Consider the following 15,660-nt stretch of genomic DNA (forward strand, 5'->3'; position numbering starts at 1 on the left):
GTCGTCAGCCGTTTCACCCAAGCGTCGACAGCTGGCTCGCCAGCCGTCCGGTGAACTCGGCAACCCGAGCCGGACTCTCGAGCGCGAACAGTGCGGCGGTGGCGCGATCGCCATCTTCGTTGTGCCGCACCATGATCGCAACGCCATTGGGGCCTACCGCGTCGAACGCGTCCTCGTCGGTGATGTCGTCACCGAGATAGATCGGCACCAGGGGAGCGGCCCGCTGATCAGGCAGGTGATCGATTACCCAGCGCAGCGTCTTGCCCTTGTCCCAGTCGATGTCCGGGTGCAGTTCGATCACCTCGCGGCCGGTCGTCACCCGCAGCCCGTCGCGCTGGCCCGCGGCACGCACCACCGCAGCGATCTCGCCCACCCGGTCGCGGGCGGCATTGCGGTAGTGGGTGGCCACGCCGAACCGCTTGTGCTCCACCATCACCCCGGGGATGGACCCGAGCCGGTCGCGAAGCTGGGCGGCCGCCTGTTCGAGCACCGGTATCGCCGCCGCGGCGGCCTCGTTCTGGTGATGCGTTCCGTCCGGCGCGGTCAGCTCGAACCCATGACTGCCCGCATACCAGATTCCGGGCAGTCCCACGCGTTGGGATACGTCGGCGAGGTCGCGGCCGCTGAGTATCGCTACCGGACACTGCGCGGCCAACTGTTGCAGTGCCGCCACGGCGCCGGCCGTCGGCGTGGCCGCATCCGGATCGTCGACGATCTCGGACAACGTGCCATCGAAATCGAAGAAGACCGCGGGCCGCGGCACGGTCAGGCCGTCGGGTCGTCCGAGTGCCTGCAATGCGTCGGGAAGCTCGGACATGTGCCGGTCGCCGGCGCGCACCCGCACCTCGTCCAGATCGGCGAGGACGGTGTCGGCGCCGTGGTCAGGTAGCGCGTCGCGGTGCCCGGCCTGGTCCACCCCGATCACCAGCGCGAATCCGCTGTCGCGGGCGGCGGCTACGCTCGCCGCGTCTGCGGTGATGACCACGCAGCGGCCGGGCCGCGCGCCGACGCGGTCGGCCGATTCGGTCAGGGCCTGGATCGCGGCGTCGTGCCCGCCACCGCCGGAGGCAAAGGTGGCGGTGCCGACGCGGGCTTGCTGAAGTTGCCGGACCAGTGCTTGTGTCGAGTTCAATGCGGTGTCGAACAAGACGGCATCATGGCGGCGCGGGTCGATGGTGACCGACATAATCCCACCTTCTCATGGTGGGCAATGCCGTCTCTTACGGGTCGCTTCGGGTCAGCGTCGCACCCGGGCCGGCGACACCAACGTCCGCCCCGCCACCCCGCCGGGCCGGCTACGGTGCCTGCGCTTGCGGCGATCTTTGCCGAACAGCAGAACGGAGTCCTGGCTGAGTGCCACCAGCTGCGCCATCCCCCGTTCGATACCGGCGGCAAGCTGTCGCAGGTCGGTCGCGGCCTGGTAGTCGGCGGTGATACCGAATACCAGCTCGTCGTCGTAGCAGAGCACGGCAACTCCGGTGCTCAGCTGCAGAGCAGTCGGCGGGATCGGCAGCACCTGCTCCATCGGTTGTCCCATCAGCTGGAGCCGGTGGCGCGGCGCTGGTGCATCGGTTGCCAGCGTCACGACACTTCGCTGGGGAGACGTACCAAGGTCTGAATAGCTTTGGTGCACAATGCAAGAGGCGTGTAATCGGCAAGACTGGCGGATTTTGTGCGGACCGCGGCCGGGGCCGGGTTCAGCTGGCTGTGCACGGTGCGCAGTCGGGTGATCGGGTCGTTCTGGTCGACCGGCAGGTAAGGCAGCAGGGCCGAGATCTGGTTGGCGGGTTTCTCCAGCGTGCGCAGTGAGTCGGCGCGGGGCTGTTCACCGCGGTGCAGCAGCATCGTCCGAAAGCCCTCGCTGATGGCTGCCAGCGCAACATCGTTGGCGGTTACCCCGAACTTGCGGCACACCCGGTCCACGTCGGCGAGCGCAAAGCGAACCGCGGTGTAGTGGCGCATGGTGATCGGCGAATCGGCCGACGACAACCACATCGTGGGCCAGCTGACGGCACGCGCGGCCGCCTTGACGATGTTTGTGGCCAGGGAGTCCGGCCAGCTGCGCGCGCCCGCATCTGAATCCGGAACCGGTTTAACGGCAACATGATTTGCGCCGGTGTGGTCGGCGTCGTCGCAGAGTCTGGTCAGGATCTGGACCGCCGAAATACCGTCAGCCATGCTGTGGTGGAGCTTGAGCAGGATCGCCCACCGATTGTGCTCGAGGCCCTCGATTACCCAGCATTCCCAGAGCGGACGGTCCAAGTCGAGGGGGCGTTCCAGGGCGTGTGCGATGGCCCGAAACAGTTCCGCTTCGTCGCCCGGCCCGGGCAGCGCCGCCCGTTGGATGTGCGCGTCAAAATCGAATTCGGGTTGGTCGATCCACTGCGTCCGCAGCACCTGCGCGTGCCGGGGGATTCACCTAAGCCGCTGTGCCAGAGTCGTTTTGAGAAGTTCGAAGTCGGGAACGGCGCCGTTGATCACGGCGACTGCGCCGATTGCCAGGTTTGCGTCCCAGTCCGGTTCTTGGGCCCTGCGCAGGCCAGCGTCCAGTGTCGTCAATTGTGCTATCACAAGTCCTCACCCGTCAGTTTGTGAATCAGTACCAGTATCTGTCCCGATGCGTTGGGCGCGATAGGCCTGCCAGGTTAAGAACGTGTTTTTCAGTTAAAGATGTGTTTAACAGCGGTGATATGTCTCACTTTTATGCTGAGCGATCGCTCGCTCCGACCCCCCTCGGCATTCGAACATATTTTCGATAAGCTGTGGGTGTGGGCTGGGGCAATGGCCCGCCGAGTTGGGCGGAAATGGAGCGGGTGCTGGATGGCAAGCCGCGTCATGCCGGCGTGCCGGATGCGGCCGGCCCCACGGCCGAGGCCGGGTGGGACGGTCCGTTGTCGCGCAAGCGCGAGACGTATGCGCCCAAGCCGGACGCCAACCGGGTCGACTCGTCCATCGCATACGCCGAGTTGCATGCGCATTCTGCGTACAGCTTTCTCGATGGCGCCAGCACGCCGGAAGAGTTGGTCGAGGAAGCTGCCCGCCTGGATCTGCGCGCCCTGGCGCTGACCGATCACAACGGCCTGTACGGGGCGGTGCGGTTCGCCGAAGCGGCCAGCGGGCTCGGCGTGCGCACCGTGTTCGGTGCCGAGCTGTCGCTGGGGCCGGAGGCCCGCACCGAGCAGCCGGATCCGCCCGGACCGCATCTACTGGTGCTGGCCCGAGGTCCGGAAGGCTATCGGCGGCTGTCACGGCAACTGGCCGCGGCGCATCTGGCCGGCGGTGAGAAGGGCAAGCCACGCTACGACTTCGACTCGCTGACCGAGGCCGCGGGCGGGCACTGGCACATCCTGACCGGATGCCGGAAAGGTCATGTGCGCCAAGCCCTTCGTCAAGGTGGGCCGGATGCGGCGGAGCGGGCGCTGGCCGATCTGGTGGACCGGTTCACGGCCGGCCGGGTCAGCGTCGAGCTAACCCACCACGGTCACCCGCTCGACGACGAGAACAACGCGATGCTGGCCGGGCTGGCGCCCCGCTTTGGTGTTGGCGTCGTTGCCACGACCGGGGCGCATTTCGCCCATCCGGCGCGCAGCCGGCTGGCCATGGCGATGGGGGCCATCCGGGCCCGCCAGTCCCTGGACTCCGCGGCCGGGTGGCTGGCGCCGCTGGGCGGGTCGCTTCTGCGCTCCGGCGCGGAAATGGCCCGGCTGTTCGCGCAGCGGCCCGACGTGGTGACCGCCGCCGCCGAACTCGGTGAGCAGTGCGCGTTCGGGCTGGCGCTCATCGCGCCGCGGCTGCCGCCGTTCGATGTGCCCGACGGGCACACCGAGGACAGTTGGTTGCGGTCGTTGGTCATGTCGGGTGCCCGCGAGCGCTACGGTTCGACCGAGCGGTCGCCGCGGGCCAGGAAAGCTTACGCCCAGATCGAGCATGAGCTGAAAGTCATTGCACAACTGAACTTCCCGGGCTATTTCCTGGTAGTACACGACATCACCCAGTTTTGCCGACGTAACGACATTCTGTGCCAGGGCAGGGGATCGGCGGCCAACTCCGCGGTCTGTTATGCCCTCGGTGTCACCGCTGTGGATCCGATAGCCAACGAGCTCCTGTTCGAACGCTTCTTGTCACCCGAGCGCGACGGACCGCCCGACATCGATATCGACATCGAGTCGGATCAGCGGGAAAAGGTCATTCAGTACGTCTACAACAAATATGGCCGGGACTATGCCGCTCAAGTCGCCAACGTCATCACCTACCGGGGGCGCAGCGCGGTGCGCGATATGGCTCGCGCGCTGGGCTTCTCGCAGGGCCAGCAGGATGCCTGGAGTAAACAGATCGGCCACTGGAACGCGACGCCCGACGATGTCGAGGGCATTCCCGAGCAGGTGATCGATCTGGCAGCCCAGATTCGGAATCTGCCACGGCATATGGATATTCATTCCGGTGGCATGGTGATCTGCGACCGCCCGATCGCCGACGTGTGCCCGGTGGAATGGGCGCGCATGACCGATCGCAGTGTTTTGCAGTGGGATAAAGACGACTGCGCGGCAATCGGGTTGGTGAAGTTCGACCTGCTCGGGCTGGGCATGCTCTCGGCTCTGCATTACGCGAGAGACCTGGTGGCCGAGCACAAAGGCATCGAAGTGGATCTGGGCCGGCTGGACCTTTCCGAACCGGCGGTGTACGAGATGCTGGCCCGTGCCGATTCCGTCGGTGTGTTCCAGGTGGAGTCACGGGCTCAGATGGCCACGTTGCCCAGACTCAAGCCCCGAGTGTTCTATGACCTGGTGGTAGAGGTCGCGCTGATCCGGCCCGGGCCCATTCAGGGCGGGTCGGTACACCCCTACATCCGGCGGCGCAACGGTATCGACCCGGTCGTCTACGAGCACCCGTCCATGGAATCGGCGTTGCGTAAGACGCTGGGAGTGCCGCTTTTCCAAGAACAGCTGATGCAGTTGGCCGTCGATTGCGCGGGCTTCTCCGCCGCCGAGGCCGACCAGCTGCGGCGTGCCATCGGATCCAAGCGCTCGACCGAGCGCATGCGCCGACTGCGCGGCCGGTTCTACGACGGTATGCGCGCGCTGCATGGCGCCCCGGACGAGGTGATCGATCGGATCTACGAAAAGCTGGAGGCGTTCGCGAATTTCGGTTTCCCCGAAAGCCACGCACTGTCCTTCGCGTCGCTGGTGTTCTATTCGTCGTGGTTCAAGTTGCACCACCCCGCGGCGTTCTGCGCCGCGTTACTGCGGGCTCAGCCGATGGGCTTCTATTCACCACAGTCGCTGGTGGCCGACGCCCGCCGGCACGGTGTATTGGTGCACGGGCCCGATGTCAATGCGAGCCTGGCACACGCCACTCTGGAGAATGCCGGAATGCAGGTCCGCCTCGGTCTGGGAGCCGTCCGCCATATCGGAGATGACCTCGCCGAAAGTCTGGTCGCGGAACGAAACGACAACGGGCCGTTCGCTTCCCTGCTGAATCTGACATCGCGAGTGCAGCTCAGCGTGCCGCAGACCGAAGCGCTGGCGACGGCTGGAGCGCTGGGCTGTTTCGGGATGTCGCGGCGGGAGGCGCTGTGGGCGGCCGGGGCCGCGGCCACCCAACGGCCGGACCGGTTGCCCGGGGTGGGCTCGTCATCGCACATCCCGACGCTGCCGGGAATGAGTGAGCTGGAGTTGGCCGCCTCCGACGTGTGGGCCACCGGCATCTCCCCGGACAGCTACCCGACCCAGTTTCTGCGAGCAGACCTGGACGCCTTGGGGGTGTTGGCCGCAGCTGCGCTGCTCTCGGTGCCCGACGGGGAGCGGGTGCTGATCGCCGGCGCGGTGACCCATCGACAGCGACCCGCGACGGCCCAGGGGGTGACGTTCATCAACCTGGAAGACGAGACCGGGATGGTCAATGTGCTCTGTACGCCGGGGGTGTGGATGCGGCATCGCAAACTGGCGAATACGGCGCCCGCACTGCTCATCCGTGGTCAGGTGCAAAACGCCAGTGGCGCAGTCACCGTCGTGGCGGAGCGGATGGGGCGCATCAGCCTGGCGGTCGGCTCGCGTTCCCGTGACTTCCGCTAGTGCGCCCAAACGTGCGCAAAATGCCCGCCAAAGCGGCGTGTCGTTGTGCAGACCCGCACCTTGACGAGTCGAACCTCAGCCCGTCGGCGTCGTCCACACTCGGGTCGGGGTGATCTTGAGTCGGGTGCTGTAGGAAGCCATCGCTTCGGTCAGACCGAACTTCGCGGCATCGTCGCGGTACTTGGCCCAGTACGGCTCGTCTTCGCGGCAGTCGACATCGGTGGCTGCCACGTCAGCCGTCCCGCCGACCACGATGATGCCCCCGCCGTTGCCGTCGGAATAGAGATTCAGGCTGACGTGGGGGCGCTGCAGGATATGGGCGACCTTGGCCGCCTTGGGCATCGAGTACACCGTGAGGTCGGCTCCGTCGAAGTAGAACCAGATCAGTCGCGGCACTGGCTGTCCAGATTTGGCGACGGTGGTCAGCCACCCGTAGTGGTCGGAGGCCAGCCTGCCAGAAACCTCTTGAGTCAGTTCGATACCCATGAAGCTGAATATAGGGGGGTAATCTCCGCGACATGACCCTCAACCTGTCCGTCGACGAAGTCCTGACCACGACCCGCTCGGTCCGCAAGCGACTCGATTTCGACAAGCCGGTGTCGCGCGAAGTGTTGATGGAATGCCTCGATCTGGCGCTGCAGGCGCCCACCGGTTCCAACTCGCAGGGTTGGCAGTGGGTGTTTGTCGAAAATGCGGACAAGAAGAAGGCGATCGCCGACGTCTACCTGGCCCGGGCCCGCAGCTACCTGAGCATGCCGGCACCCGAGTACGCCGAGGGTGACACTCGGGGTGAGCGGATGGGCAAGGTCAGGGATTCCGCGACCTACCTCGCCGAGCACATGCATGAGGCGCCGGTCCTGATGATCCCGTGCATCCAGGGCCGGGAAGACAAATCGCCGTTGGGCGGAGTGTCCTTCTGGGCCTCGCTGTTTCCGGCGGTCTGGAGCTTTTGTCTGGCGCTACGGTCCCGCGGATTGGGCTCATGCTGGACAACACTGCATCTGCTGGCCGACGGTGAGCGGCAGGTAGCCGACGTCCTTGGCATCCCCTACGACGACTACAGCCAGGGCGGGCTGTTCCCGATCGCCTACACCAAAGGCACCGACTTCCGCCCGGCCAAGCGGCTGCCCGCCGACCGCCTGACGCACTGGAACAGCTGGTAGTCGGCGCCGCGTCAGCCCGGGTTGCCGTCGGCGCCGCGGGCGCCGTCGAAGGCGGGGCCCCCGAGGCCGTCGGCACCGCGGTTGCCATCAGACCCTTGACCGCCACCGGTGCCCGGATCGCCGCCCGCGCCGAAGGCGCCATGCAGACCGCCGTCACCGCCGGTACCGCCGTCACCGACGGTTCCGGTGACGCCCTGTGCGCCGCTCAGTAGCCCGCCGCGGCCACCGCTGGCTCCCTGGCCGCCGTTGCCGCCGTCGCCACCCGTGCCGCCATGACCGGCATCGCCGCCCGCCCCGCCATCGCCACCGAATGCCGCTACCGCGCTCGTGGCGTTGCCGCCATGGGCGCCGGCGACGCCACCGTCACCGCCGGTGCCGCCATGCCCACCGGTGCCGCCGGCGCCGCCATCACCGCCGGTGCCGCCGTGGGCCCCGTACAAGGTGGAGGCCGCGCTGTCGTTGTTGGAGCCGGTAAAGCCGGCGGCTCCGCCGTCGCCACCGATGGCACCGTTACCGCCGGCATCACCGGCACCGCCGGCGCCACCGGCACCACCGTTGCCGATCAGCCAGCCGCCGCGTCCTCCCGCGCCACCAGAACCGCCCCCGCTGCCGGCTAGGCCGTCCGTACCGGTGCCGCCGTTGCCCCCGATGGCGACACCGTTGTAGGAGGCGGCGATGCCGGCGACACCACTGGTGCCACCGTCGGCACCGCCCTGGCCGCCTTGCGCGCCGTTGCCGCCGTCACTGGCGGTCGCGGTAAGGCTGGTGACGGGTTGGGAGGCGGAGCCGCCGGCCCCGCCATTTCCACCGGTGACACCGGCTCCGCCGGGAGTGCCGTCGGTGCCCGGGGTCGCGGAGACGGTGTTGGTGGCGGCGTCGTAGATGTTGCTGTCGCCGTCGGCGCCGTTGAGGGCCGTGTCATGGGTGGGGGTGGGGTTGACGCCGCTGTTGCCGGCTAGGCCGCTGCCGCCGTGTCCACCGGCGCCGCCGTTGCCTCCGGTGCCGCCGGCGACCAGGGCGTTGCCTCCGGTGCCGCCGTCACCGCCGCTTCCGTAGAGCCAGCCGCCGTTGCCGCCGGTTCCCCCGGCCGCGCCGGCACCGCCGTTGCCGTAGAGCAGGCCGCCGGCGCCGCCGTTGGGGTTGGTGGCGGTGCCGGCGGCGCCGTCACCGATCAGGGGGCGGCCGAGCAAGGTTTGGGTGGGCGCGTTGATCAGGCCCAGGGCGTTTTGTTCCACGGTCTGCAGGGGTGAGGCGTTGGTTGCCTCGGCGCCGGTGTAGGCGCTCGCGCCGGCGGTGAGCGCTTGGGCGAATTGGTCGTGAAAGGCCATCAGCTGGTTGGCGAGCCGTTGATAGGCCTGGCCGTGGCCGGAGAACAGGGATGCCACCGCCGTCGATATCTCGTCGGTGCCGGCGGCCAGCAGGTTGGTGGTGGGAACCGTTGCGGCCGCATTTGCCGCGCTCAGCGCCCGGCCGATGTTTGCTACGTCAGCCGCCGCAGCCGATACCGCCTCGGGGAATACCGCTATTGACGACATTGCTGTCCTTTCGGGACGTCACATCCGGAGCCGGAAATTTCCCGCACGGTAAGGCGGTTGGGGGCACCCGATTTCCCTTACGGGATTTCTGTAGCTGATTGGCAGAAAACTCACAGGTCGGCGGATGGCGGAGCGTCGAAGTCCGGCCGGTTGCAGCCCGGTCTGCCTCGTGACGTGCCGCTAGAGCGCTCCCGGGTAGCCGTGCTGTCGCCACGCCTCATACACCGCGACGGCCGCGGCGTTGGCCAAATTCAGCGAGCGCCGGCCCGCCAGCATGGGGATACGCACCTGTTGGGTGATATGCGCGTCGGCCAGCGTCGCCGCGTCCAGGCCGGTGGGCTCGGGCCCGAACATCAGCACATCGCCGGGCCGGAAGTCGACGTCGGAGAACGTGACGCTGGCCCCGGCGGTGAAGGCGAACACCCTCGCCGGTAGCAGTGCGTCCCACGCCTGCGTGAGGGAGCCGTGGACGGTGACTGAGGCCAAGTCGTGATAGTCGAGCCCGGCTCGCCGGAGTTTGGGCTCGGACAGATCGAAGCCCAGCGGTTCTACCAAATGCAGCTCACAGCCGGTCGCGGCCGCGGTCCGGATGGCGTTGCCCGTGTTGGGGGCGATGCGAGGTGAGTAGAATAGCAGCTTGAACACAACACGCCATCCTTCCGCTAAGCCGGCCGCCCACGCCCAGCGCTCGCACCCGGGCGATAATGCTCGCATGGTCGAGCAGAGCATCTGGATGCAGAAGGTTGCTGCCGATCCCGGACATTCGCGCTGGTATATCGAGCGGTTCCGGGCCATGGCCCGCGCGGGCGAAGACCTGGTCGGCGAGGCACGCCTGGTGGACTCGATCGCGCCGCGCGGTGCCCACATTCTTGACGCGGGCTGCGGCCCCGGCCGGTTGGGTCGTCATCTGGCCGCGGCCGGTCACCGGGTGGTCGGCGTGGACGTCGATCCGGCGCTCATCGAAGCGGCCGAGCAGGATTATCCTGGCCCGCAGTGGCTCGTCGGCGACCTCGCCGAGCTTGACTTGCCCGCGCGCGGCATTGCCGAGCCGTTCGACGTAATCGTCTCCGCCGGCAACGTGATGACATTCCTGGCCCCGAGCACCCGGGCTCGAGTGCTCGGCCGGCTACGTGCGCACCTGTGCAGCGACGGCCGAGCGGTGATCGGCTTCGGCGCGGGCCGCGACTACGCGTTCGCCGACTTCCTCGACGACGCGCAAGCCGCCGGGTTGGTGCCCGATCTGCTGCTATCCACCTGGGATCTGCGACCGTTCACCGATGACTGCGACTTCCTGGTCGCGCTGCTTCGCCCGGCCTAGGCTCCGGCGGCCCGCGGGCCTGTTGCGGCCGAGGTTATCTGCTCGGTAACAATTATGGAGACCACGGCTCTGGGCTGTCATACTCGTCGAATTGCCAGGCGTTGCTTGGCGCCCAGCTGTTCGGGCGGGCGAAATTAAGCGGGAAGTTTGCATGGTTCTCTGGTTTGTGCGAGCAGGACACATCGGGGCTGCGGCCGGTAGCACGGCCGTAATCCCATGACAATGTTTGCCCGCCCGACCACACCGGTCGAGGCGGCCCCCGGCGCACCCGTTGCCAGCGGCGCCGAATCTGCTCCACCCAAACGCCCGCCCGCCTGGTCGTTGGGCAACTGGCCGGTGGGGTGGAAGGTCGTCGCCATCGCGGTGGTGCCGCTGCTGCTGGCGATGGTGTTGGGTGGATTGCGGATCCATGGCGGGATGGCCAACTCCAGCGGTCTGCGGCTGGCGGATGCTCGTGCCGACGTCATACCGGCCATCACCAAGTACATGTCGGCACTCGATGTCGCGTTGCTGGCCAGTTCCACCGGACGCGATGTCGAGGGACCCAAGAAGAACTTCGCGGCCCGCAAAAACGAGCTACAGACCAGGTTGGCGAACACCAACGTGCTCAGCGACGTTCGCTCCGGGGTCAACTCCGTGCTGAACGGCGGGCAGGCGCTGCTGGACCAGACGCTGGCCAACACCAGCAGTTTGCGCGATCGCGTCACGGCCTATGTGCCGCTGCTGCTGACGGCAGAGGACGCCATCAACGCCTCGGTACGCGTCGACAACGAGCAGATCCGGGCCGAAGTTCAGGGTTTGAGCAGGGCCGTCGGCGCCCGCGGGCAGATGACCCTGCAAGAAATCCTGGTGACTCGCGGCGCTGAAGCTCCCGAGGCGCAGTTGCGCAACTCGATGATCACCCTCGCCGGCACCGAACCTTCGACGCTGTTCGGAATGACCGAGGTGCTCGGCGTCGGTTCACCGGACGCCAAGACCCTGCACCAGCAGATGGTGACCCGGATGGCGATCATCTCGGATCCGGACAGCGTGCTGGCGGGTAACCCCCAGCTGCTGCAGTCGATCCAGATCACCCGCGGGATCGCCGAGCAGGTCATCAACGACGCCACCGAGTCGGTCACCAAGGCGGTGCAGGCCAGGGCCAGCGCTCGGCGTGACGCCGCGATTCGCGACACCGTGTTGGTGTTGGGCGCCATCCTGGTCGCGGTGGTCGTGGTGCTCCTGGTGGCGCGTGCGTTGGTCCGGCCGCTGCGCCAGCTGCGCGACGGTGCGTTGAAGGTCGCTCACACCGACCTCGAGGGTGAGATCGCGAAGGTGCGGGAGGGCGCCGAGCCGATTCCGGAGCCACTGCCGGTCTACACCACCGAGGAGATCGGTCAGGTCGCGCACGCGGTCGATGAGCTGCACGCCCAGGTCTTGGTGCTGGCGGGGGACGAGGCGCGACTGCGATCGCTAGTCAACGACATGTTCGAGACCATGTCGCGGCGCAGCCGGTCCCTGGTGGATCAGCAGTTGTCGCTCATCGACGGGCTGGAGCGCAACGAGGAGGATCCCGACCGCCTCGACACCCTGTTCCGGCTGGATCACCTGGCCGCTCGGCTGCGTCGCAACAGTGCGAACCTGCTGGTGCTGGCGGGTGCGCAGATTTCGCGTGACCACCGTGAGCCGGTGCCGCTGTTGACAGTGATCAGCGCCGCCGTCTCCGAGGTCGAGGACTACCGGCGCGTCGAAACCGGGGGAGTGGCCGACTGCACGGTGATCGGTGCCGCGGCGGGTGCCGTGATTCATCTTCTCGCCGAGTTGATCGACAACGCGCTGAACTATTCGCCGCCGACCGCGCCGGTTCGAGTATCGGCGGTGCGTGGCAGTGAGGGAGGGGTCCTGCTGCGGATCGCGGACTCCGGGCTGGGCATGACCGAGTCGGATCGGCGCATGGCCAACATGCGACTGCACTCCGGTGGCGAGGTGACTCCCGCCAACGCTCGACACATGGGCCTTTTTGTGGTGGGCCGGTTGGCTGCGCGGCACGGGATTCGGGTGGGGTTGCGCGGCCCGTCAACCGGGGAGGCCGGCGGCGGCACCACTGCCGAGGTCTACCTGCCGCGGACCGTCTTGGTGGACGGCCAGCGGCCGGGATCCGCGGCCGGTCAGCCGCCGCAGCGGAGCGCGTTTGTGGTCAGACCTCCGAGTTCGGAGCCTGCCCCCGCGCCGGATGCCGCCGGGTCCGCGCCCACCGGCGACAGCACCGCCGTCCCACCGCTTCCCCCGGTCAGTTTGCTGCCGCGGCGCAATCCCGGATCTAGTGGCATTGCCGACGTCCCCGGCCAGCAGCCCGAACAACAGCAGCCGCCACGGCGCCGCCGTGAGCTGAAGACACCCTGGTGGGAAACCGCGCAACCCGCGGGGCGACCGGAACAAGCGGCGCCGCAACAATCCGACACCGCCGCATTTTTTGCCAGGCGATCGCCGGCCGCCGGCGCGGGGCCCGATGAACCGGCACCTTCGGTCAAACCCGGGCCGCAGTCGGCACCGGCCGACCCCGTCCGCGACGACTCGATCTACCAAAAAATGTTGTCCGAGATGACCAGTGATCCGCATGAGCTGGCCAATAGCGCCGACCTGGATTGGCGGTCGGTATGGGACCGCGGCTGGTCGGCGGCCGCCGAGGCCCAGGAAACACCGGTGCAGTCCCGGACGGATCACGGCCTGCCGGTGCGTACCCCGGGTGCTCGGCTGGTGCCGGGTGCCGCCGACTCCGACGAGCCCACTCAGGACGAGGCGGATCGGCCGCCGGCGTCCGACCGCGGACTACCACCCGATCAGCCCGCCCAGCACACGGCCGCCATGCGTGACCCCAATGCGGTTCGGGCATCCATGAGCAGTCATTTCGGCGGTGTGCACACTGGACGGGCACATGCCCATAGAGCCAGTCAGGAACCGGATCAACAATGAACACCCGTTTGTCGGACAGCCCGCTGGACTGGCTGGTGTCCAAGTTCGCCCGTGAGGTTCCCGGGGTGGCACACGCCTTGTTGGTGTCGGTCGACGGTCTTCCCGTCGCCGCCAGCGAGTACTTGCCGCGCGAGCGCGCCGACCAGCTGGCCGCGGTGGCTTCCGGGCTGTCCAGCCTGGCCAGCGGCGCCGCCCAGCTGTTCGAGGGCGGACAGGTGCTGCAATCGGTGGTCGAGATGCAGAACGGCTTTCTGTTGCTGATGCGCGTCGGTGACGGCTCGCATCTGGCGGCGCTGGCGGTGACCGGATGCGACATCGGCCAGATCGGATACGAAATGGCGCTGCTGGCCGAGCGGGTCGGCAGCGTCGTGCAGTCCTCCCGCCGCGCGAGGCCCGCGCCGCAATGGACAGACGCGACCCGCCGCTAGCCGCGCCGGAAGCCGCGCGGGAGGCCAGCCTGGTCCGCCCGTACGCGCTGACGGCCGGCCGTACCGGAACCGACATCGACCTTCCGTTGGAAGCGCCGGTGCAGACATCGCGCGCGGGTCTGGCGCGCCGGTGGCAACCCAGCGACGTGCGGGGCAGGATTGTCCAGTTGTGCCTCACCAGTCCTTCGGTGGCGGAAATCTCCGCCCGTCTGGATCTGCCAGTGGGTGTCGCGCGAGTCTTGGTGGGTGATTTGGTCACCTCCGATTACCTTCGGGTGCATGCGACCTTGACCGAGCGTTCGACCCGCGATGAGCGCCACGAACTCATAGGAAGGACCCTGCGTGGCCTTAAAGCACTCTGAGGCGCACTCTGCGGCGCGCGGCACCGCATCGACGAAGATCGTCGTTGCGGGCGGATTCGGGTCCGGCAAGACCACGTTCGTCGGCGCGGTTTCGGAGATCATGCCGCTGCGCACCGAGGCGATGGTTACCGATGCGTCGGTCGGTGTCGACATGCTCGAGGCCACCCCGGACAAACGGACCACGACAGTCGCCATGGACTTCGGCCGCATCACCCTGGGCGAGGACCTGGTGCTCTACCTGTTCGGGACCCCGGGCCAGCGCCGGTTCTGGTTCATGTGGGACGACCTGGTGCGCGGCGCTATCGGCGCGATTGTCCTGGTCGACTGTCGTCGGCTGCAGGACAGCTTCGCCGCAGTGGACTTCTTCGAGCACCGCAACCTGCCATTCCTGATTGCGATCAACGAATTCGACGGTGCGCAAAAGTATCCCGTTGCCGAGGTGCACAAAGCGCTGATGTTGCGGGCCGAGGTACCGGTGATCACCGTCGACGCCCGCGACCGCAGGTCAGCCACCGACGCGCTGATCGCGCTGAGCGAATACGCATTGGCCAGCCTGACAGCAGCAGGCGGCCAGCGTCCTTGAAACCGCAAGTGGAGCATTGGGTCGACTGCGAATTCACCGGCCGGGACTTTCGCGACGAGGATCTGAGCCGGCTGCGCACCGAACGAGTTGTGTTCAGCGAATGCAACTTCGGCGGAGTCAATCTCACCGAATCCGAACACCGAGGGTCAGCGTTTCGCAACTGCAGCTTTGAGCGCACCACGCTGTGGCACAGCACATTTGCCCAATGCAGCATGCTGGGCTCGGTGTTCGTCAGCTGCCGGATGCGGCCGTTGGTTCTCGACGAGGTCGACTTCACCCTGGCGGTGCTCGGCGGTAACGACCTGCGGGGCGTCGATTTGAGTGGCTGCCGGTTGCGCGAGGCCAGCCTGGTCGAGACCGACTTGCGCAAGAGTGTGCTGCGCGGCGCCGACCTACGTGGGGCACGCACCAACGGCACCAAGCTCGACGACGCGGATCTGCGCGGTGTGAACCTGGACCCGTCGTTGTGGCGAAGCGCCTCGTTGGCGGGTGCGCGTATCGACGTGCCGCAAGCGTTGTCCTTCGCCTTGGCGCACGGCCTTCGCCTGGACTCGTGACCTCACCGGACGGCCCGGGGCCGTCCTTGGGGCGAGCGCACGAAACGCCAATGGGTGCGAGTCGCCACTGCCGGACACCGGTTCATCTCAATTTTGAGACGTGCTCCGGCCGCCCGGATGTGAAACATGGTTGTCCGCAGCGAAAGTCTGACCATTACGAGGACGCGGAGACCGTGGCGCAACGTGCGGGATCCTCAAGTTCTTTCACATCGCTTGACAGTGTCAATCCTGGTGCGGTTAACTCCATACGCATGGGGATTGGGGTCGTTGCAGGTTTGTTCGGGAGCTGCTGGAATGCATTCTCCCGTAGTGTCTTTGGGCTTTACCACCGGGTGTTGGCGTGGGCGATTCACGATGGCGGTTTCGCCCCGGTGTGGATACGGGGCCCCGCGCACCACTGATCCGAATCGCGGCACCCGCAATTCGACTCAACGGGGCGTGCTGATGTGTTGCCCACCCTACGGGCACTGCCCGCTCGCCTGGCCTAGCCGGAAACGCCGCCAGACATTTCGCCGAAATCGGTTGTCGCCCAGACCCGATCGGCTCCGGCGCGGTGGTTCGGAAATCTCGTGATCTCGAGCGTAGAGCCGCTCGAAGGTAGTGCTGGCGGCGCCACACTCCAACCGCAGAGAAATGAGCAGATATGTCGAGACCGACAGCCAAAGATCGGACGGCCGCCGAGGCCGTCATG

General features: G+C 67.3%; 12 protein-coding genes and 1 pseudogene. 8 read left to right on the plus strand and 5 right to left on the minus strand.

Annotation, left to right across the window (positions count from 1 at the left end; all coding sequences use genetic code 11):
* Nucleotides 1–13: 13 nt before the first annotated feature.
* Both otsB and CKW46_RS08685 read right to left on the minus strand, forming a co-directional pair.
* The gene (gene otsB / locus CKW46_RS08680; RefSeq protein WP_015354757.1) at nucleotides 14–1,186 is read right to left on the minus strand and encodes a trehalose-phosphatase; all 1,173 of its coding nucleotides are present in this window, start codon (nucleotides 1,184–1,186) and stop codon (nucleotides 14–16) included.
* Nucleotides 1,187–1,237: 51 nt separating this feature from the next.
* A pseudogene (locus tag CKW46_RS08685) lies at nucleotides 1,238–2,568 on the minus strand (wax ester/triacylglycerol synthase domain-containing protein).
* Between the two features lie 200 nt (nucleotides 2,569–2,768).
* Here CKW46_RS08685 and CKW46_RS08690 point away from each other — a divergent pair.
* Nucleotides 2,769–6,071, plus strand: coding sequence for an error-prone DNA polymerase (locus CKW46_RS08690; protein ID WP_482053052.1), 3,303 nt, complete (start codon nucleotides 2,769–2,771; stop codon nucleotides 6,069–6,071).
* Between the two features lie 75 nt (nucleotides 6,072–6,146).
* Here the strand turns inward: CKW46_RS08690 and CKW46_RS08695 are convergent, their stop codons facing one another.
* A complete protein-coding gene (locus CKW46_RS08695) occupies nucleotides 6,147–6,557 on the minus strand; it encodes a TIGR03667 family PPOX class F420-dependent oxidoreductase (protein WP_015354760.1) in 411 nt (136 codons plus the stop codon).
* A gap of 32 nt (nucleotides 6,558–6,589) precedes the next feature.
* Here CKW46_RS08695 and CKW46_RS08700 point away from each other — a divergent pair, with 32 nt between their 5' ends.
* Nucleotides 6,590–7,234: a nitroreductase family protein gene (locus CKW46_RS08700; RefSeq protein ID WP_015354761.1), complete on the plus strand. Its 645-nt coding sequence runs from the start codon at nucleotides 6,590–6,592 to the stop codon at nucleotides 7,232–7,234.
* Between the two features lie 11 nt (nucleotides 7,235–7,245).
* On the opposite strand, the gene CKW46_RS08705 is transcribed toward CKW46_RS08700, so the two are convergent.
* Nucleotides 7,246–8,769 carry a PE family protein gene (locus CKW46_RS08705; protein WP_482053053.1) on the minus strand — a complete coding sequence of 508 codons (1,524 nt, stop codon included), beginning with the start codon at nucleotides 8,767–8,769 and terminating at the stop codon, nucleotides 7,246–7,248.
* Between the two features lie 180 nt (nucleotides 8,770–8,949).
* The gene (locus CKW46_RS08710; RefSeq protein ID WP_012393046.1) at nucleotides 8,950–9,414 is read right to left on the minus strand and encodes a tRNA (cytidine(34)-2'-O)-methyltransferase; all 465 of its coding nucleotides are present in this window, start codon (nucleotides 9,412–9,414) and stop codon (nucleotides 8,950–8,952) included.
* A 67-nt stretch (nucleotides 9,415–9,481) separates the two neighbouring features.
* Between CKW46_RS08710 and CKW46_RS08715 the strand changes: the two genes are divergently transcribed.
* From CKW46_RS08715 to CKW46_RS08740, 6 genes are all read left to right on the plus strand, one after another.
* Nucleotides 9,482–10,087, plus strand: a complete 606-nt coding sequence (locus tag CKW46_RS08715) for a class I SAM-dependent methyltransferase (RefSeq protein ID WP_011740750.1) — start codon at nucleotides 9,482–9,484, stop codon at nucleotides 10,085–10,087.
* Between the two features lie 216 nt (nucleotides 10,088–10,303).
* Nucleotides 10,304–13,039: an ATP-binding protein gene (locus CKW46_RS08720; protein ID WP_240275051.1), complete on the plus strand. Its 2,736-nt coding sequence runs from the start codon at nucleotides 10,304–10,306 to the stop codon at nucleotides 13,037–13,039.
* On the plus strand, nucleotides 13,036–13,467 hold the full coding sequence (locus CKW46_RS08725) for a serine protease inhibitor (protein ID WP_011740748.1): 432 nt from the start codon (nucleotides 13,036–13,038) through the stop codon (nucleotides 13,465–13,467). Before CKW46_RS08720 ends, CKW46_RS08725 begins: the two co-directional genes overlap by 4 nt.
* Nucleotides 13,443–13,829, plus strand: coding sequence for a DUF742 domain-containing protein (locus tag CKW46_RS08730; protein WP_015354764.1), 387 nt, complete (start codon nucleotides 13,443–13,445; stop codon nucleotides 13,827–13,829). The genes CKW46_RS08725 and CKW46_RS08730 overlap by 25 nt, the downstream gene beginning before the upstream one ends.
* A complete protein-coding gene (locus CKW46_RS08735) occupies nucleotides 13,810–14,412 on the plus strand; it encodes a GTP-binding protein (protein WP_117436376.1) in 603 nt (200 codons plus the stop codon). The genes CKW46_RS08730 and CKW46_RS08735 overlap by 20 nt, the downstream gene beginning before the upstream one ends.
* An 8-nt stretch (nucleotides 14,413–14,420) precedes the next feature.
* The gene (locus tag CKW46_RS08740) at nucleotides 14,421–14,969 is read left to right on the plus strand and encodes a pentapeptide repeat-containing protein (RefSeq protein ID WP_041300074.1); all 549 of its coding nucleotides are present in this window, start codon (nucleotides 14,421–14,423) and stop codon (nucleotides 14,967–14,969) included.
* Nucleotides 14,970–15,660: the final 691 nt, after the last annotated feature.

The organism is Mycobacterium liflandii, from assembly GCF_022354805.1.
GTDB lineage: Bacteria > Actinomycetota > Actinomycetes > Mycobacteriales > Mycobacteriaceae > Mycobacterium > Mycobacterium marinum.